The sequence below is a fragment of the Methyloparacoccus sp. NF-16 genome (genome assembly GCF_056880625.1).
Window position 1 is genome coordinate 2,068,643 of sequence record NZ_CP174130.1, and the last position, 16,963, is coordinate 2,085,605.

General features: G+C 67.9%; 16 protein-coding genes. 8 read left to right on the forward strand and 8 right to left on the reverse strand.

The genetic code is table 11. The annotated features are described in order from the left end of the window. Nucleotides 1-64 precede the first annotated feature (64 nt). Genes ACH5N8_RS09845 through ACH5N8_RS09860 form a run of 4 tightly spaced genes read left to right on the forward strand, consistent with a single transcriptional unit; the run spans nt 65 to nt 3,384 of the window. Nucleotides 65-847: an enoyl-ACP reductase FabI gene (locus ACH5N8_RS09845; protein WP_460026695.1), complete on the forward strand. Its 783-nt coding sequence runs from the start codon at nt 65-67 to the stop codon at nt 845-847. Between the two features lie 10 nt (nt 848-857). After that, the gene (locus ACH5N8_RS09850) at nt 858-1,637 is read left to right on the forward strand and encodes an ABC transporter ATP-binding protein (RefSeq protein ID WP_460026696.1); all 780 of its coding nucleotides are present in this window, start codon (nt 858-860) and stop codon (nt 1,635-1,637) included. After that, nucleotides 1,634-2,416, forward strand: coding sequence for an ABC transporter permease (locus ACH5N8_RS09855; protein WP_483281178.1), 783 nt, complete (start codon nt 1,634-1,636; stop codon nt 2,414-2,416). Before ACH5N8_RS09850 ends, ACH5N8_RS09855 begins: the two co-directional genes overlap by 4 nt. Next, nucleotides 2,413-3,384 carry an ABC transporter substrate-binding protein gene (locus ACH5N8_RS09860; protein ID WP_460026698.1) on the forward strand — a complete coding sequence of 324 codons (972 nt, stop codon included), beginning with the start codon at nt 2,413-2,415 and terminating at the stop codon, nt 3,382-3,384. Before ACH5N8_RS09855 ends, ACH5N8_RS09860 begins: the two co-directional genes overlap by 4 nt. 36 nt (nt 3,385-3,420) lie before the next feature. On the opposite strand, the gene ACH5N8_RS09865 is transcribed toward ACH5N8_RS09860, so the two are convergent. Both ACH5N8_RS09865 and ACH5N8_RS09870 read right to left on the reverse strand, forming a co-directional pair. After that, a complete protein-coding gene (locus ACH5N8_RS09865; protein WP_460026699.1) occupies nt 3,421-3,603 on the reverse strand; it encodes a hypothetical protein in 183 nt (60 codons plus the stop codon). Nucleotides 3,604-3,689: 86 nt separating this feature from the next. Further along, the gene (locus ACH5N8_RS09870; RefSeq protein WP_460026700.1) at nt 3,690-4,967 is read right to left on the reverse strand and encodes an MBL fold metallo-hydrolase; all 1,278 of its coding nucleotides are present in this window, start codon (nt 4,965-4,967) and stop codon (nt 3,690-3,692) included. A 166-nt stretch (nt 4,968-5,133) separates the two neighbouring features. On the opposite strand from ACH5N8_RS09870, the gene ACH5N8_RS09875 reads away from it, so the two are divergent. After that, on the forward strand, nt 5,134-5,502 hold the full coding sequence (locus ACH5N8_RS09875; protein ID WP_483281179.1) for a translation initiation factor Sui1: 369 nt from the start codon (nt 5,134-5,136) through the stop codon (nt 5,500-5,502). A 22-nt stretch (nt 5,503-5,524) separates the two neighbouring features. Here ACH5N8_RS09875 and ACH5N8_RS09880 read toward each other — a convergent pair whose 3' ends face one another. The 6 genes from ACH5N8_RS09880 to ACH5N8_RS09905 form a co-directional block, all read right to left on the reverse strand. Beyond that, on the reverse strand, nt 5,525-6,580 hold the full coding sequence (locus ACH5N8_RS09880) for a BLUF domain-containing protein (RefSeq protein WP_460026702.1): 1,056 nt from the start codon (nt 6,578-6,580) through the stop codon (nt 5,525-5,527). Nucleotides 6,581-6,727: 147 nt separating this feature from the next. Further along, the gene (locus ACH5N8_RS09885; RefSeq protein ID WP_460026703.1) at nt 6,728-9,424 is read right to left on the reverse strand and encodes a cyclic nucleotide-binding domain-containing protein; all 2,697 of its coding nucleotides are present in this window, start codon (nt 9,422-9,424) and stop codon (nt 6,728-6,730) included. Between the two features lie 246 nt (nt 9,425-9,670). After that, nucleotides 9,671-9,931, reverse strand: a complete 261-nt coding sequence (locus ACH5N8_RS09890) for a hypothetical protein (protein WP_460026704.1) — start codon at nt 9,929-9,931, stop codon at nt 9,671-9,673. A gap of 204 nt (nt 9,932-10,135) precedes the next feature. Further along, complete coding sequence (locus ACH5N8_RS09895) at nt 10,136-11,809, reverse strand: formate--tetrahydrofolate ligase (protein WP_483281180.1); 1,674 nt, start codon at nt 11,807-11,809, stop codon at nt 10,136-10,138. A 139-nt stretch (nt 11,810-11,948) separates the two neighbouring features. Then, on the reverse strand, nt 11,949-13,106 hold the full coding sequence (locus ACH5N8_RS09900) for a glycosyltransferase family 4 protein (protein ID WP_460026706.1): 1,158 nt from the start codon (nt 13,104-13,106) through the stop codon (nt 11,949-11,951). 54 nt (nt 13,107-13,160) lie between these two features. Then, a complete protein-coding gene (locus ACH5N8_RS09905) occupies nt 13,161-14,144 on the reverse strand; it encodes a glycosyltransferase family 4 protein (RefSeq protein ID WP_483281181.1) in 984 nt (327 codons plus the stop codon). A gap of 265 nt (nt 14,145-14,409) precedes the next feature. Here ACH5N8_RS09905 and ACH5N8_RS09910 point away from each other — a divergent pair, with 265 nt between their 5' ends. From ACH5N8_RS09910 to ACH5N8_RS09920, 3 genes are all read left to right on the forward strand, one after another. Further along, a complete protein-coding gene (locus ACH5N8_RS09910) occupies nt 14,410-15,162 on the forward strand; it encodes a DUF4410 domain-containing protein (RefSeq protein WP_460026708.1) in 753 nt (250 codons plus the stop codon). Nucleotides 15,163-15,258: 96 nt separating this feature from the next. Next, nucleotides 15,259-15,768 carry a single-stranded DNA-binding protein gene (locus ACH5N8_RS09915; RefSeq protein WP_460026709.1) on the forward strand — a complete coding sequence of 170 codons (510 nt, stop codon included), beginning with the start codon at nt 15,259-15,261 and terminating at the stop codon, nt 15,766-15,768. 165 nt (nt 15,769-15,933) lie between these two features. After that, nucleotides 15,934-16,947, forward strand: coding sequence for a class I SAM-dependent methyltransferase (locus tag ACH5N8_RS09920; RefSeq protein WP_483281182.1), 1,014 nt, complete (start codon nt 15,934-15,936; stop codon nt 16,945-16,947). Nucleotides 16,948-16,963: the final 16 nt, after the last annotated feature.

Below are 16,963 nucleotides of genomic sequence, written 5' to 3' on the forward strand. Positions count from 1 at the left end.
TGGATACAAAGCGGTCCCCGGCGGCTATACTCTCGCCCCATTTGAGCCCTACGGAGGACAAGCAATGGCCTTTCTGCAGAACAAGCGCGCGCTGATCGTCGGCGTCGCCAGCAACCGTTCCATCGCTTATGGCATTGCCGAGGCCATGGCTCGCGAGGGCGCGGAAATCGCCCTCACCTACCAGAACGAAAAGCTCCGGGAACGGGTGGAGAAGCTGGCGGAGGAACTGGGCGCGAAGATCGTGCTGCCCTGCGACGTGGTCAGCGACGACGAAATCGCCGCGATGTTCGCCGAACTGGGCAAGCACTGGGACGGTCTGGACAGCATCGTCCACTCGGTGGCCTTCGCGCCGCGCGATGCGCTGGAAGGCAGCTATGTCGATGCCGTCACCCGGGAAAACTTCCGCCTCGCCCATGACGTCAGCTCCTACAGCTTCGCCGCGCTGGCAAAGGCCGGCCGGCCGCTGATGGCGGGACGCAATGGCTCGCTGCTGACCCTGACCTACCTGGGCGCCGAACGCGCCATCCCCAACTACAACGTGATGGGCGTGGCCAAGGCCAGCCTGGAGGCCAACGTCCGCTACCTGGCCGCCGCGCTGGGCCCCGAGGGCATCCGCGTCAACGCCGTGTCCGCCGGTGCCATCCGCACCCTGGCCGCTTCCGGCATCGCCAATTTCCGCGAGATGCTGGCCAAGGGCGAGCAGGCGGCGCCGCTGCGCAAGAACGTCACCATCGAGGAAGTCGGCAATGCCGCGGCCTTCCTGTGTTCCGACCTCGCCTCCGGCATCACCGGCGAAATCCTCTACGTCGACGCCGGCTACAACATCGTCGGCCTGTCGGGTCTGTGACCGCACCCGGATGACGCCCGCCCGGCAGCCGCCGGCCGCGCCACGGCCCGGTTGCGGACTGCGACTGCGCGGGCTGCGGCGGGTCTTCGGCGCCCGGACGGTCATCGAGGGCCTGGACCTCGACATCGCCCCGGGCGAATTCCTGGCACTGCTGGGTTCCTCCGGCTGCGGCAAGTCCACCCTGCTGCGGCTGATCGCGGGGCTGGACCAGCCGGACGGCGGCCTGCTGCAACGGCACAGCGGTGAACCGTCGCTGGCCTACGTGTTCCAGGACGCCAGCCTGATGCCCTGGCGCACGGTGCTCGGCAACGTAGCCCTGCCGTTGGAACTGGCCGGTGTCGGGCGATCCGGGCGGGAAGCGGCGGCGCATCGCCTGCTGGCCACCGTCGGCCTTGCCGATGCCGCCGGGCGTTTTCCGGCGGAGCTCTCGGGCGGCATGCGCATGCGGGTTTCGCTGGCACGGGCGCTGATCACGCAACCCAGCCTGCTGCTGCTGGACGAGCCCTTTGCCGCCCTGGACGAATTCACCCGCCAGCATCTGGACGAGCATCTGCAGCAGATCTGGCTGGCGCGGCGCATGACGGTGATCTTCGTCACGCATGCCATCGGCGAGGCGGTCTTCCTGGCCGACCGGGTGGCGGTGCTCGCGGGACAGGGCGGACGGCTGCTCGCCGACCGGCGCCTCGACCTGCCGCGCCCGCGGCCGCCGGAGCTGCGCACGACAGCCGGCTTCGTCGGCGAGGTGCAGGCGCTGTCCCGGCTGCTGCGCGGGGATGGCGAAAGGCCGTGAGTCCGGTCCGCCTGCAAACCTGGCTGCCGCCCCTGCTGAGCCTGCTCGGCATCGCGCTGGCGCTGGAAATCGGCCTGCGGCTCTCCGGCACGCCGGCCTACCTGCTGCCACGCCCCTCGGCCGTGATCGTGGCGTTGCTGGCCAGCAGCGCCGAGCTGGGCCGGGCCACGCTGCAAACCGCGCTGACGGCCAGCGCGGGTCTCCTGGCCAGCGCCCTGCTCGGCGGGCTTGCGGCCATCGCGCTGTGCAGCCATCCGTGGATACGCCGTGCCTTCTATCCCTACGCAGTGTTCTTCCAGACCGTGCCGATCGTCGCCATCGCGCCGATGCTGGTCGTCTGGTTCGGCTACGGTCCGCGGGCGGTGATCGCCTCGGCCTTCATCGTGTCGGTGTTTCCCGTCATCGCCAACACCCTGAGCGGGCTGCTGTCCAGCGACCCGGCCCTGCGCGATCTGTTCGGGATCTACCGTGCCGGGCGGCTGGCCACCCTGGTCAAGCTGCAAATCCCCGGTGCCCTGCCGCAATTCCTGACCGGCCTGCGCATTGCCTCGGGACTGGCGGTGATCGGCGCCATTGTCGGCGAGTTCGTGGCCGACAGCTGGGAAAACGGCGGCGGCATCGGAACGGCGGTCGAGATCGCCATCAAGGAGCAGAAGACCGACAAGGTGTTCGCCGCCGTGCTGATGGCCTCGCTCCTCGGCCTCGCCTTCTTCGCGCTGGTGAGCCTCTTCAGCCGGCTGGCCATGCGCCGCTGGCGGCTAGCGGAAACCCGGGAATGAACAGGTTGCTCGACATCCTGCGCCTGCTGGTCTGCCTGTGGGCCCTGCTCCTGGCGGGCTGTCCGGAAGGGCGCGACGACACCGATGCGGACGGACGCCCACGCCTGAAACTGCAACTCAACTGGGTGCCGGAGCCGGAATTCGGCGGCTACTACGCGGCGCGGGAGATGGGCGCCTTCGCGGCGGAACGGCTGGACGTCGTCATCCAGCCCGGCGGCCCGGGCGTGCCGGTGGTGCCGATGGTGGCCGCCGGCCAGGCCGATTTCGGCATCACCAGCGCCGACAGCCTGTTGGTGGCGCGGGAGCGGGGCGTGGACATCGTGGCCGTGTTCGCCCTTTACCAGACCTTCCCGGAGGGCATCATGGTGCATGCCGAGCGCGGCCTGACGTCGATCGGCGAGGTCTTCGCGGGCGGCACGCTGGCAATGGAGGCGGGTACGCCCTACCACCGGTTGCTGGAGCAGCGCTACGGCTTCCGCAACATCCGCGCCGTGCCCTACAGCAACAACCTGGGGCCCTTCCTGCACGACCGCGATTTCGCCCAGCAGTGCTTCATCACCGCCGAGCCGGTGGCCGCCCGCCGCGCAGGCGCGCACCCGCAGGTCTTTCCCATCAGCGACATCGGCTACAACCCCTATGGCGGGGTTGTCTTCACCCGCCGCCGCCTGCTGGACGAGCGGCCGGAACAGGTCGCGGCCCTGGTACGGGCCATACGCCTGGGCTGGTCGCGCTACATGAGCGATCCCGCGCCGATCAACGCCGTGATGCACGGCCTCAACCCGACCATGGATCCCGACACCTTCGCCGAGGCGGCAGCCATCCAGCAGGCCCTGATCACCGGCCCGCAACCCGGCGGCACGCCGCTGGGACAGATGAGCCTGGAGCGCTGGCGCACGCTGGCCACGCAACTTGGCGAACTGGGCCTGATTTCGCGGGTGGCGCCGGAATCGGCCTTCGTCAATCCCTGAAGGCAGGGACCGGCAGGTTCCCCGGCCGGCCGGGCGTCAATGATGCTTGACGGCCACCACGTCCTCGAGCGCCCGCGCGGTCCTGGCAGCCACGGACTTGCCCGTTCCGGCCGTCTGGGCGGCCGTCCCGATGATTTCCTTGCGATATTTGTGGGCGAAATAACCGGCGGCCAACCCCAGGCCGAAAACCAGCCAGGGGTGCTTCGCAAACAGACGCATGTCCCGTTCCTCGGATGAAAGGCAAGAGTGAGCGGGCATTCTATCGGCTTTCCGGCGGCATGCCGGAGCCGGCACGGACGGGAGAGCTAGGGGGCGGCCAGGGCAAACCCCGAGGCCGATGCATCCGGGAGCGGCTGTCCCAGATCCAGCGTCTCGCCCTCGACGGCCAGGGCGCATTGCAGGCGGGCACCGGCGCTGTCCGCCAGCGCCTGGGCCAGGCCCAGCTTGCGCTCGATGTCGGCGTCGTCATGCTCCGGGTCGTGATGGAACAGGATCAGCTTGCGGACCTCGGCCTGCAGGGCCAGCCGGACGACCTGGCCGACACTGGAGTGGCCCCAGTTGACCTTACGCGGATACTCGTCGTCGAAGTAGGTCGTGTCGTGGATGAGGACATCCACACCGGAGAGGAACCGCGCCAGCCGCGCCACATAGACATCGTCCGGTGCCGGCTCGCCCAGTTCGTTGTCGGTGATGTAGGCCATCGAGCGGCCGGCATGATCGATGCGGAAGCCCAGGCAATTGCCCGGATGGCGCAGCCGCAGGGTGCGCACGGACACACCGTCGAAGCGGTACTCGCCCTCGTGCAGATCCTCGACCTTCAGCGCGGCGCCGAAGGCTTCCAGCGTGATGGGAAAGTAGACGCCGTCCATCTGCCCTTCCAGCAGGTCGCGGAACGAACGCTCGCCCTGCGGCGGCCCCATCAGGGTGATGCGGTTGCCGAGCCGATAGAACGGGGCGAAGAACGGCAGGCAGTTGAGGTGATCCCAGTGCGGATGGGAGATGAAGATCCGCCCGTCGAAACGGCCGCCCTCGCGTTCGAGCAGATAGCGCGAATAACGGCGCAGACCGGTCCCGGCATCGAAGACGAAATGCCGGTCGCGACCGATGTCGAGGCTCACGCAGGAGGTGTTGCCGCCATACTTGAGCGATTGCTCGCCCGGCATCGGCAGGGTTCCCCGCGTGCCCCAGAAGTGCAGGCGGAAGCGGCCGGCGTCGCTCTCCGCCGCCAGCAGCTGATCGAGATCGTAGGGCTTGTGCAGCACCTCGTCGGCACCTTCGGCATAGGCGCGCTGGCGACAGGTCTCCGAGGTATCGGCCGTGAGCAGAACCACCCGGCTCGATCGCAGTTCGGGGCGATGACGGATGGCCGCCAGCATCGCGAATCCGGCGTCGCCGGGCAGGTCGGCGTCGAGGAACAGGCTGGCCGGGCGGCAGGCCAGCAGGGTTTGCACCAAGGCATCGCCGTCCGCCTCGGCCAGCGCCAACCCGCGGGATTCGGCTGCCCGGACCACGGCGCTGCGCAACGGCGCCTGCCCCTCCAGCAGGAACCTGTGGGACGCCGGGGCTTTGGCCATGCTGGTCATGATTGCTCGGTGAGGGTCTGGAGGATGAGGTGAGTGAACAGGTCGACGCGGCCGCCGGCGTCGCTCAGGAGCGACCCTGTCTGGACCTGGAGCGGCCGGCCTGCCAGAATCGCCGCCTCGCATCCGGGCGCGTGGCGCCCGGCAGCCGAGCCAGCGAGTCCAGACGATGAACCAGTCCAGGAAATCCAGCCTCAACGCCCTCGTCTATTCCACCGCGCAGGGACGCATCTGCCCCGCCTGCCGCCAGCCCATCGCCGCCTGCAGCTGCCGGCGCCAGCGGCAGGCACCCGCATCCGACGGCATCGTCCGCATCCGCCGGGAAACCAAGGGACGGGCCGGCAAGGGCGTCACCGTGATCACCGGCGTGCCGCTGGAGGGCGCGGCGCTGGATCAGCTCGGCAAACGGCTCAAGCAGCGTTGCGGCACCGGCGGCACGGTGAAGAACGGCACCATCGAAATCCAGGGTGATCATCGCGATCTCATCCTTGCTGAGTTGAGCCCATTCGGCTGGACGGTCAAGAAGGCCGGCGGCTGACCTTCAGGAGGACACCCGGCGGTCAGGAGAGTTCACAGCAGAGTTCCTCCATGTCGTCGAGGATCTGCTGGTAGGTCTTGATGTCGTCGACCACCGGATCGGTGATCGAGTAGATGGGCTGGGGCTGGCTCTGGCCCTTGAGGTGGAACTCCCCGGCACGCTCGAAGTGCCAGCCCTCGCGGCAGGCATCCCTGACCGGCTCGCTCAGGGCAATGGCCTTGCCGATGTTGCGCGTGAGCCCCTCCAGGCGCGCCGCCAGGTTGACGATGTCGCCGAGCACGGTGTAGTCCATCTTGATCGAGGAACCGATGTTGCCCTCGATCACCAGCCCCTTGCTCAGGCCGAAACCGCAGTAGAGATACTTCTGCAGCCGGCAGCGGCCGGCGGAACCGCGCAGCGCCTGGATCTCGCGCAGGGTTTCCACGCAGGCGCGGATCGCCAGATCGGCGGCGTCCGGGGGAAAATGCGCCATCACGCAGTCCCCGACGTACTTGCTGACCTGGCCGCCGTGCGCTACCACCTGGCGCGAGCAGGTGTCGAGGAACAGGTTGACCAGCTCGGCCACCTCCTCCACCGGAAAGCGTCCCGACAGATAGGAAAAGGCCACGATATCGCCGAACAGGATGACTTCCTCGGTCTTGCGCACCGGCACGCTCAGGGGATTGACGCCATCGGTGAGGAAACGCAGCACGGCCGGCTGCGTGTAGCGCTCGATGATGCGATGCGATTCGGTGATGTTCTCCAGCATGATGCGGATGGCTTGCAGGATCAGGTCACTGGTGCCATCCAGGCGCACGGTGCGCATCGACCAGCGGCCGAAGAAGCGCTCGCCGATGTCGTGTTCGGCCTTGAGGATCAGGACGTCCTGGTGGCGGGGGTCGCGACGGATGCGCTCCAGTACCCGGTCCACGTCATCCGGCTCGCCTTCCAGGATCTGGAAGAAGAATTCGTGCGCCGACAGCAGGATGCCGGTGACGCCGACCTTGGCATTGTTGATCGTCGAGCGCCGGCCGATTTCGTCGACCTCCTCGTCGCTCAGCTTGCGGGTCGTCGTACTGATGTACATGATGCGCTTCATACCGTCGCTCTCTCCTCGTCTGCGGCCGGCTCGCCGGACGCGCGTTTGTTGTTGTATGGCGGATGTCTGCTGACGCCGCGCCCGATCACCCTCCGTCGGCGATGCGCACCGATCGCCGCGTGACGTGCCCGATGCGGCACCCGCGCTTCAGCCGCGGGCCTTGCGCCGCCCGGTACGTTCCTCGATCTGCTGCTTGATGGCGCGCGCCAAGGCGCTGGAACCGACCGAGAGGGCCTGGAAATCGTCGCGGCCGAGCACCGTCAGCTCGCAAGCGGTGAGACAGCGAACCGTGGCGGTTCGTTTCGTGTCGCTGACCAGCGCGATCTCGCCGAAGAACTCGCCGCCGCCGAGTTCGCCCACCTTTCTGCCGTTCTTCAGCACCTCGACCCGGCCGGACTGGATGATGTAGGCGGTATCGCCCGCCTCGCCCTGGCGGATGACCTCGTCCCCGGCCTCGAGGTGCAGGCGTTGCAGCCGGCTGGTGGCGTCGGGCGCCAGGACGGCGATGTCGGCGCGGAACGGCACGTCCAGTGTCCAGTCGATGAGGATGCGCAGATTGCGCTCCAGTCCCGGCATGGTGGCGAGGTTGCTGATACGGGCCAGGAACCAGGCCGGCAGACCGCCCACCACCCAGCCGACCACCTGGCACAGGGAGCGCCGCCCCATGCTGAACGGCAGAATCCAGCGTTTCCGGTAATGGAAGGGCCGGGTCTCGAAGTCCTGCGACGCCGCCCAGGCGTTCTGGCCGGCGGCCTTGCCCAGATCCATCCAGTCGGCGGTGGTCAGGTAGCGGCGCGGCTGGCCATTCGCCACGGCCGGCGGCAATGCCGTCGTCGCCCAGATATGCGGCCAGCCCCGCAGCCGCAAGTCGGCTTCGGTCTCGGGCGGCCAGTTCACCGTCTGGTCGTCGATGACGGCGCGGGGCAGCATGAAGCAGCTGTTGACCACGAAACCCACCGGCTGGCGCGAGCCATCGGTAAAGACCACGCTGTCGGGCGTCACCGCCGCCACCTGGCGCTCGCGGCCCAGGATGACCCCGGCCTTGGCCAGCTCCCGGTCGCGGCGCTCGCGAATCCCGGCCTCGAAATCGCTGAAGGCCGTCTGCGTGTCCTCGAACAGATAGACCCGCCAGCCCTGGTCCCGCAGCACGGGATAGGAAACCCGGGCGGTCTCCAGCATGGTGCAGATTTCCTCGGCGGTGGCGCAGGCACGCTGGCCGGAGCCGATCACGGCAAAGCTGAGCAGGCGCTCGCGGGTCGCCGCATCGGCCTCCAGCTCCGCCTGTTCGACGCGATCCATGATCTGCTTGCGGATGTGCAACGCATCGCCGACCGAATTGATGGGGCTGGCATGCGCCATCAGGCCGGGGTAGCGGTTGAGATTCGGCACCAGGAACAGGGCCAGCACCAGCTCGTCGTAGGGAACCTCGATGGTCCGGTCGCCCGGCAGGTTGACCCGCACCTGACGCACCTGGCTGTCGACCTCGGCCACTTCGCCGAGAATGACGCGCGTTTGCGGCAGCACCCGGCGGATGGGATTGACCGCATTGCCGGGTTGCATGGTGCCGCCGATGACCTCCGGCAGCAGCGGATAGAACAGCACGTTGGGCTGGTCGTGGATCAGGGTCAGCCGGATATTGCTGTACTGGCCGATCAGCCGCTCGATTTTCATGGCGGCATGGATGGCCGCCACGGTTCCGCCGACGATCACGATATTGGCTGTCTTGTCTTTCGCTTCTGGCATGGCGAAATGTCCCGCACCGTTGAATAAAAAGGAAAGCATGACGCCGTAGAACAGCGCATGCGCCATCCAGCTCTCCGGCAGCAGCGCCGCGAACATCAGGAAAGCGCCGAGGAAGAACAGCGACAGGGGCCTGAGCAGGATGCCGGCGATGATGAGGATGCCGGACGTGAATTCCACCAGCGTCATCAGCAGCGTTGCCGTCTCGGGCGCCATCCCCAGGAGGCGGATGTCGTGGATCGTCAGGATGGCGATGGCGAGATTCGGCTGCATGACCTTGAAGGCCACGGCAAGATAGAAGATGTTGATGCCGGTCAGCACCCGCATGATGGCCTGCGCGCGCTGACGCGGAACCCGCGCCAGTTCGGCCTGCATGGTCTGGAGGCGGGGGTGCGTCGGCAGCGGCAGGAAGTAGCTGCCGGGCCCCTGGCAGAGCAGGTAGATGGCAACGCCGACCAGCGCGCCGGCATAGGAATAGATGGAGGCCTGGAACAGCAGCGTGCCGATCAGCGCCAGCAGCAGCAACCCGACGGCGCAGAGCCGGACGTAGGCGCCGAACAGAAAGCCGATGCCCAGCAGGAATTCGAACCAGCGCAGCCACAGCACACCCGGGGCAACCGTGGCCAGTTCGAGATCCGGGGCAAACAGCGTGGGCGAGGCCAGCCGCTCGACGCCATGGCGGGGCTCCAGCCCGAACGCGGATGACATCAGCACCCAGGCCAGGCAGAACCGCAGAATCGGCGCGACGATATGGCCGAACGCGCCCAGGCGGGCCTGCAAGTCGGGAAACAGCTCCCGGGCGCCGGTGAATCCCAGCCGGATCCAGCCCAGGGTGAAGATCGCGAAAGCCGTGATCAGGGTGACGTTGAGCGGGGTCGCGCTGACCCACAGCTCGGGTGGCTGGCGGGCGCTCCAGTCCTGGATCTGCTCGGGCGTGAGAATCCAGCGCTCATGGGCAAACGCCAGCTGGCCGGGCAGCCCTGTACCGATCAAGGCCAGCAGCCAGAACAGCGGGTTGCCCCCGCCGATCGATGGGCGCCGGCCAGGGGCCGGAGCCTTGGGGCCGGGACGCCGACCCGCGAAATCTCTCCTCGACGATGTCATGGCACGGAACCTCGAGCCGTCCGGTCGGCTGCTTTCTTATTGTTATCGGACGGGTTCCGGCGGGGCGCCGCTGGTCCCCGCTGTCCTATCGCGACGCTGGGTCAGCTCGCATAGACACCTGGGTCGGACACACGTTCACTTCTTCCTATCCGCCTCGCCGGGGTGATGAGGGATGCAGAGGGTTCCCCAGCGCGGCATCGGCAACCGAGGACGGACGATCGCCGCTGTCCCCGGCTGCCACCTGCATCAGTTGCCCGGGTAGATGACTGAGGGCTGGAAGTAGGCCGCCGGATATTTCGGATCCGGCTCGTGGGCGGCGGCTTGGACGGAGGCGCCGCCGGCGCTGGGGGTCGACGCGGTGGCGCCCGACAGCTTCTGGATCAGGCTGGCATCGCTGAAGATGACCGAGGGCTGGAAGTTGTAGGCAGGATACTGGTCTTCGCTGGCGATGACAGCCGTGCTGGCCAGGGTGATGCCAATGATCGCGAGGGCTTTGATGGTCGGCATGGGTTTACCTCCGGTTGATTTCGTCGTTATTGTCGAACCGCATCCCCGTCCGTTGCCGGTCGCCAGCCAGGCGTGCGGGCGAGCCATGTGCCAGATGCGAACGGGCGATGCCGTATTCCGTCCTTGCGGACACATCGCGTACTTTAACGGAAAACGCCGGGCGGCGGTATTTGGCGCCCGGCGCTCCGCCTGCGCCGGCCGACGTCAGAACAGCCCGCTGATCCGGCCGTGCTCGTCGACGTCGATCGACTCGGCCGCCGGCACCCGCGGCAAGCCCGGCATGGTCATGACGCTGCCGGCGATCGCGACCACGAAACCGGCACCGTTCGCCAGCCTGACCTCGCGGACATGGACATCGTGGCCCGTGGGCGCGCCCCTGGCGCCGGCGTCGGTGGAGAAGGACATCTGGGTCTTGGCCATGCAGACCGGATAATCGGGATGCGCCTCGCTCCAGAGTTCCAGCTGCCGGCGCACCTTGTCGTCGGCGCTGATGCTGCCGGCACCGTAGATGCGCGTGGCGATGGCCTCGATCTTGTCCCACAGCGGCGCGCTGTCCTCGTAGACAAAGCCATGCCGGCCCGGCCGGTTGTCGACCAGGTCCGCCACCACCCGCGCCAGTTCCTCGGCTCCGGCGCCGCCCTCGGCCCAGTGGCGGGCCACCACCACCTCCACGCCCAGGGCCCGGCAGCGGGACGCGAGACAGGCGATTTCCGCCTCGGTATCGAAGCTGAAATGATTGACCGCAACCACGCAGGGCAGCCGGTAATGCTCGCGGATGTTGTGGACATGGCGCTCCAGGTTGGCCATGCCTCGCTCCAGCGCGGGCAGGTTTTCCTGGTTCAGCTCCGCCTTGTCGACGCCCCCGTGGAATTTCAGCGCCCTCACCGTCGCCACCAGCACGATCGCTGCCGGATTCAGCCCGGCCATGCGGCACTTGATGTCGATGAATTTCTCGGCCCCCAGATCCGCGCCGAAGCCCGCCTCGGTCACCACGTAGTCGGCCAGTTTCAGGGCCGTGTGCGTCGCCATGACGGTGTTGCAGCCATGGGCGATGTTGGCGAAGGGGCCGCCATGGATGAAGGCGAGATTGTTTTCCAGCGTCTGCACCAGATTCGGCTTGATGGCGTCCCGGAGCAACGCCGCCATCGCCCCGTGGGCCCTGAGGTCGCGGGCGAAGACCGGCGTCCTGCCGTCGCTCTTGTAGCCGATGACGATGCGGCCCAGCCGTTCCTTGAGGTCCTCCAGATCCCGGGCCAGACAGAGGATGGCCATGACTTCCGAGGCCACCACGATATCGAAGCCATCCTCGCGCAGATAGCCGTTGGGGGTCCCCCCCAGCCCGACGACGATGTGCCGCAGGGCGCGGTCGTTCATGTCCACCACCCGCTTCCACTGGATGCGCCGGGGATCGATGCCCAGCGCATTGCCATGGCTGATGTGATTGTCGATCAGGGCCGCGAGCAGGTTGTGGGCCACGCCGATGGCGTGGAAGTCGCCGGTGAAATGGAGATTGATGTCCTCCATCGGCACCACCTGGGCATGGCCGCCACCGGCCGCGCCGCCCTTGACGCCGAAGCAGGGTCCGAGCGAGGGCTCGCGCAGGCAGATGAGCGCCTTCCTGCCGATGCGGTTGAGAGCATCGCCGAGGCCGACGGTGGTGGTGGTCTTGCCCTCCCCCGCCGGCGTCGGGCTGATCGCCGTCACCAGGATCAGCTTGCCGTCCGGCCGGTCTTCGAGGCCATGGATGAAGTCGAGGTCGAGCTTGGCCTTGTAATGGCCGTAAGGGTCCAGCTGCTGGGCGGGAATGCCGAGCCTGTCCCGGGCCAGATCGATGATGGGCAGCAGCTTGGCCTGACGGGCGATTTCGATGTCGGACATTCGGTCTCCTGGGGCGATGACGATGGGGCCAGACCGGCGCTATCCGGTAGCACCGGCCGCAGACAGGGGCGGAATTCTAGCAAGACCGGGCCGCCGGCTCGGTCGCTGGCCGGATTCGCGGCCAGAATGGCCGCCGGCATCAGCGCGGCGGACGCTCCACGCCGGGCGGACCGTGGGCCAGGAAATCGGCCCAGGCCCGATCGACCCGGGCCCGGTAGGCCTGCCGGAAATGTTCCACCGAAAAGCGGCGGGCATTGTCGCGGCAGGTGACAGGCTCGTAGCGGTCAGACTCCGCCTCGAACCGACGGATGGCGGCGCGGATGGCCTCCGCCGACTGCTGGCCGAAAAACAGCCCGCTCGGTCGCGGCTGGTCGGGCCCGCGCACCGTCTCCAGGGCGCCGCCACGCCCGTAGGCGATAACCGGCGTGCCACAGGCCTGGGCCTCGACCGGCAGGATGCCGAAATCCTCTTCCGCCGCGAAGACGAAGGCGCGGGCCCGCTGCAGGTAGTCGCGCAAGACCGCGAACGGCTGATGGCCCAGGAGATGCACATTGGCGCCGGCCTTGCGGCGGATCCTGGCCATTTCCGGCCCATCGCCGATGACCACCAGGGTCCTGTCGGGCAAGCCGGCAAACGCCTCGACGATCAGATCCAGGCGCTTGTAGGGCACCAGCCGGGAAGCGGCCAGGTAGAAATCGTCCTTGGCCTCCCGCAGCGGGAAGGCATCGACATCGACCGGCGGGTACAACACCTCGGCCGGTCGCCGGTAGACGCGCCAGATGCGCCGGGCGATGAAGGCCGAATTGGCCAGGAACAGATCAACCCCGTTGGCGGTGCGCAGGTCCCACAACCGCAGCCGGTGCAGCATCCACCTCACCGGCCAGGTGCGCAGCCCCCGATCCAGCCCTGCCTGGCGCAGGTACTGGTGCTGGAACTCCCAGGCGTAGCGCATGGGCGAGTTGACGTAGCTCACGTGCAGCTGCTCGGGGCCGACGATGACACCCTTGGCGACGGCATGGCAGTTGGACAGGATCAGATCGTAGGCGCCGAGGTCGTGCTGCTCCACCGCCAGCGGCATCAGCGGCAGGTAATGACGGAAACGGGAGCGGGCGAAGGGCAGCTGCTGGATGAAGGTCACCTGCGGTGACTTGCCCTGCAGGAAGGCGCGTTCCGCCTCCGGCACGAAATCGACCACGGCGAAGATGTCGGCCTCCGGGAAGCAGGCCAGCATCTGCTCCAGTACCCGCTCGGAGCCGGCATAGGCGGCCAGCCATTCGACGACGATGGCAACTTTCATGGCGATGGAGGGCAGGGGAAATCCGCAGCGGCAATCGCTGGCAAGCCTATCATGTCATGCACCGGCCCCGGCGATACCGGCCATCACCCGCGCGGCGACCAGGTCCCAGTCGAACCGGCGCGCGCGACGCAATCCCCGCGCCCGCAGGTCCGCCAGCCATGCGGTGCGGGTCACCGACTGCAGGACGGCCACGAAATGGTCTTCATCGTCGGGATCGAAATAGGCCACGGCATCGCCGCCGACTTCCGGCAGGGCCGTCCGGTTGCTGCACAGGACCGGCGTCCCGGACGCCATCGCCTCCACGACCGGCAGGCCGAAGCCCTCGTAGCGCGAAGGCATGACCAGCGCCAGGGCGCCACGATACAGCGCCGGCAGATCCGCCTCCGGTACCGGACCGAGCGGCACGACCGGCGCCGTGACGGCCAGTTCGGCCACGAGGCGGCGCAGCCCGTCCGACAGGTCGCCGGTCAGCAGCAGATCCGCCTCCCGCCAGATGCCGCTGGCGGCATAGGCGCGCAGCAGACCCGCCACATTCTTGTGCGGCTTGCGATTGCCGACATACAGCAGATAGGGCCGCCGGTGGTCCCGGCACGGCCCGTCCGGGGAAAACGCCGGGCTGACGCCGTTACCCGCGATCACGATCCGCCCGGGCGGCAGGCCCGCCCAGTCGGCGATGCGCTGCCGGGAAAAATCCGAGACGGTCAGGACGAGGTCCGCGCGGTGCAGGGCCGGTCTCAGCACCGCCCGATAGTAGGCCTGCTTGACGAGCGAGCGTTCCTCCGGCACTTCCAGGTGGATCAGGTCGTGCAGGGTGAGGGAAAACGGGCATGGCCACCCCAGCGGCGCGTTGAAGCCCGGCGAGAAGAAATGTCCGGGCCGCCGCGCCCGCAAGGCACGGCGGAGGCGCCAGGGATCGGCGATGTCCAGCGGCCGGCCCGGCAGGCGCAGCGGCGTCATGCCGCAGCGCCGCGCCACCTCGCCCGCGAACCGGCCAATGCCGTGCGGGCCCAGCCAGCGATCGTCGTAGAGTATCGTCATCAACCTGAATCCATCACCATCCGCAAAGCCGCCTTGCCGCGTGTCCCGGCCCCGCCGTCACCGGCTGGCGCTGACGGGCGATCGTCGGCACGGAACGAAGGCAAGGCACAAGGATAAAACAGTTGTGCCGCCGACCCGGCGGGGCGCCGCGCGAATCTCCGTTCCCGATGGCGGCAACCGGCACTTGACGAAGTCCACACGCTGATGGATAAAGCCCGCCCGCAACCTTGCCCCCTCGCCGTCATTGCCACCCGGAGGCCTGCCCGTGACCCGCAACCTGCAATACCTGCCGATGGCCTTGGCCGTTGTTCTCGCCCTGAACGGGAGCGCCTGCCAGCGATTGGGGGGCGCCTCCCTGCGCGACAAGGTCACCGTCAGGGACGAGGCAACCGTGGCGCCGTTGCCCAGACAGGCACCGGCGACGGTCTACGTGGCCGACTTCCGCCTGGACACGGCCGATTTCCAGGGCGACCAGGGTGTGCGCGGCGCCCTGCCGGGCCGGCTGGCCGATGGCGCACTGGACGGAGTCGGCGAGCGGCTGCCCAAGCCGCTGACCACCACGGACCCGTCGGCCAAGGCAGCCGGGATCGTCGAAACGCTGGCCACCGCCCTGGTTCAGGACCTGCGGGACCAGGGCGTTCCCGCCGAACGCCTGCCCACGGGGACATTGCCGCGCAGCGGCTGGCTGATCAGCGGCCGGTTCGTGGACGTGGACGAGGGCAACCGCATCCGCCGTGCGGCCCTCGGCTTCGGACAGGGTGCCTCGCAGATGCAGGTGGAAGTGGGCCTGAGCGACCTCTCGGACTCCGACCCCACCCGACCCTTTGCCGTATTCGGTACCGTCAAGCAGCATGGCGAGACGCCAGGCGCGGCGGTAACGCTGAATCCCTACGCCGCCGCCGCCAAGTTCGTCATGGAAAAAAACGCCTCCGACAAGGACGCACGCAAGACCGCCGCCGAGATCACCGAAGAACTCGTCCGGTACCGCGACCAGGTGCGCGGCGGGGCATCCCGCTGACCTCTGCGCGATCCCGCGGGTCGGGGGGAAACCTTACAGTACAATAACGCGGCCGCGGGCCCTCGCGCCCGCCCCGTCACTCAGGAGAAATCGTCCATGGCCTCTCGCGGCGTCAACAAAGTCATTCTGGTCGGCAACCTCGGCGCCGACCCGGAAGTTCGCACCTCCCCCAACGGCAGCGTCATCGCCAATCTCAGGCTGGCTACCGGTGAAACCTGGAAGGACCAGCAGGGCAACCTGCAGGAACGCACCGAATGGCATCGCATCGTCATGTTCGGTCGCACGGCGGAAATCGCCCGCGACTACCTGCGCAAGGGCAGCAAGCTGTACCTGGAAGGCCGGCTGCAAACCCGCAAGTGGCAGGACAAGGACGGCCGCGACCAGTACACGACCGAAATCGTCGCCCAGGAATTCCAGATGCTCGACCGCGCCAGCGGCGAGTCTCCCCAACGCCAGGGCGGGGGCTTCGGCGACTACAACGGGCGCCAGGGTGGCGGCTATGCGCAGGCGCCGCAACAGCCTCCTGCCGCCAATCCGTCCTACCCGCCCAGCGGCGGTGGCGGCAGTGGCATGGATATCGATTTCGACGACGACATCCCGTTCTAGACCCGGCCATATTCATAGCTGTAAACAAGATCCCGGTAGGCCATGTGCCTACCGGGTGGACCGAGCGGCCGGCGAGGATCCGGGCCCGATGGCACCCGAAACCCACGACTACCCAAGCGTTCGCCATCCCTGCGGGCGAGCCCTGCCCATCCTGGAGCAACATCCATGAAGTGCCGCATCTGCGGGAACGCATCCGACAACCCGGTGTTCGGCGTCCGGGAAATGCTGATGGGAACCCGGGAGCGCTTTGCCTATTTCCAGTGCAGCCAGTGCGGTTGCCTGCAGATCGATGATTACCCGGCCAACCTGGCCGACTACTACCCTGACGATTACTACTCGTTCGAGCAGGGCGAACGCCAACCGCAGGGCATCGACAGGCGGCTCAAGGACACCCGGGATCGCTGGATACTGTTCAACCCTGGCCTGGTCGGCCGGCTCTGCGCCGCTCTGAAACCCACCGGCGACATCGCCAAACTGCGGGGACTGGGGCTGGACCTCGACGCGCGGATCCTCGACGTCGGCTGCGGGGCGGGCCATTTCCTGACGCGGCTGCACCAGCTCGGCTTCCGCGATCTCACCGGCATCGATCCCTATCTGGATCGGGACCGCCAGCCGGTGCCCGGGCTCAGGCTGCTGAAAACCGACCTCGCCTCCCTCAGCGGCACTTATGACCTGATCCGCCTGAACCACTCCCTGGAGCACATGCCGCGGCAGGCCGAGCAGCTGGCCGGGATCGCCGCGCACCTGAAGCCGGGTGGCTGCTGCCTGATCAGCGTTCCGCTGGTGACGTCACATGCCTGGGACCATTACGGCACGGACTGGGTGCAGCTGGATGCGCCGCGGCATCTCTACCTGCATAGCGAAGCAAGCCTGAAAAGGCTTGCCAGCGCCGCGGGTCTGGCGCTGCTCAGAGTCATCCACGATTCGACGGCCTTCCAGTTCTGGGGCAGCGAACTCTACCGCCAGGATATCGCCCTGCGGGAGGCCAGGCAGACCGGCCGGCGGCCCGTTTCCCGGAAAATGCTGCGCCGCTACAAGCAACAGGCGGCGCGACTCAACCGCGAGCAGCGGGGCGACGCCGCAACCTTCTGCTTCCGCAAGGTCGCGGCAGCCCCGGCGTCCACGCCGCAGGCAACGCCGCCGCCGAAACCGTCATCCGCCGGGAATCCGCCCGCTTGACCCTGCATCCACCAAC

Excerpts from the sequence above, each read along its gene's own strand:
- ACH5N8_RS09885 (WP_460026703.1), bottom strand. The coding sequence starts at position 9,424 with ATGACATCGTCGAGGAGAGATTTCGCGGGTCGGCGTCCCGGCCCCAAG.
- ACH5N8_RS09915 (WP_460026709.1), top strand. The coding sequence starts at position 15,259 with ATGGCCTCTCGCGGCGTCAACAAAGTCATTCTGGTCGGCAACCTCGGC.
- ACH5N8_RS09895 (WP_483281180.1), bottom strand. The coding sequence starts at position 11,809 with ATGTCCGACATCGAAATCGCCCGTCAGGCCAAGCTGCTGCCCATCATC.
- ACH5N8_RS09905 (WP_483281181.1), bottom strand. The coding sequence starts at position 14,144 with ATGACGATACTCTACGACGATCGCTGGCTGGGCCCGCACGGCATTGGC.
- ACH5N8_RS09845 (WP_460026695.1), top strand. The coding sequence starts at position 65 with ATGGCCTTTCTGCAGAACAAGCGCGCGCTGATCGTCGGCGTCGCCAGC.
- ACH5N8_RS09880 (WP_460026702.1), bottom strand. The coding sequence starts at position 6,580 with ATGAAGCGCATCATGTACATCAGTACGACGACCCGCAAGCTGAGCGAC.
- ACH5N8_RS09865 (WP_460026699.1), bottom strand. The coding sequence starts at position 3,603 with ATGCGTCTGTTTGCGAAGCACCCCTGGCTGGTTTTCGGCCTGGGGTTG.
- ACH5N8_RS09850 (WP_460026696.1), top strand. The coding sequence starts at position 858 with ATGACGCCCGCCCGGCAGCCGCCGGCCGCGCCACGGCCCGGTTGCGGA.
- ACH5N8_RS09870 (WP_460026700.1), bottom strand. The coding sequence starts at position 4,967 with ATGACCAGCATGGCCAAAGCCCCGGCGTCCCACAGGTTCCTGCTGGAG.
- ACH5N8_RS09875 (WP_483281179.1), top strand. The coding sequence starts at position 5,134 with ATGAACCAGTCCAGGAAATCCAGCCTCAACGCCCTCGTCTATTCCACC.
- ACH5N8_RS09890 (WP_460026704.1), bottom strand. The coding sequence starts at position 9,931 with ATGCCGACCATCAAAGCCCTCGCGATCATTGGCATCACCCTGGCCAGC.
- ACH5N8_RS09900 (WP_460026706.1), bottom strand. The coding sequence starts at position 13,106 with ATGAAAGTTGCCATCGTCGTCGAATGGCTGGCCGCCTATGCCGGCTCC.
- ACH5N8_RS09860 (WP_460026698.1), top strand. The coding sequence starts at position 2,413 with ATGAACAGGTTGCTCGACATCCTGCGCCTGCTGGTCTGCCTGTGGGCC.
- ACH5N8_RS09920 (WP_483281182.1), top strand. The coding sequence starts at position 15,934 with ATGAAGTGCCGCATCTGCGGGAACGCATCCGACAACCCGGTGTTCGGC.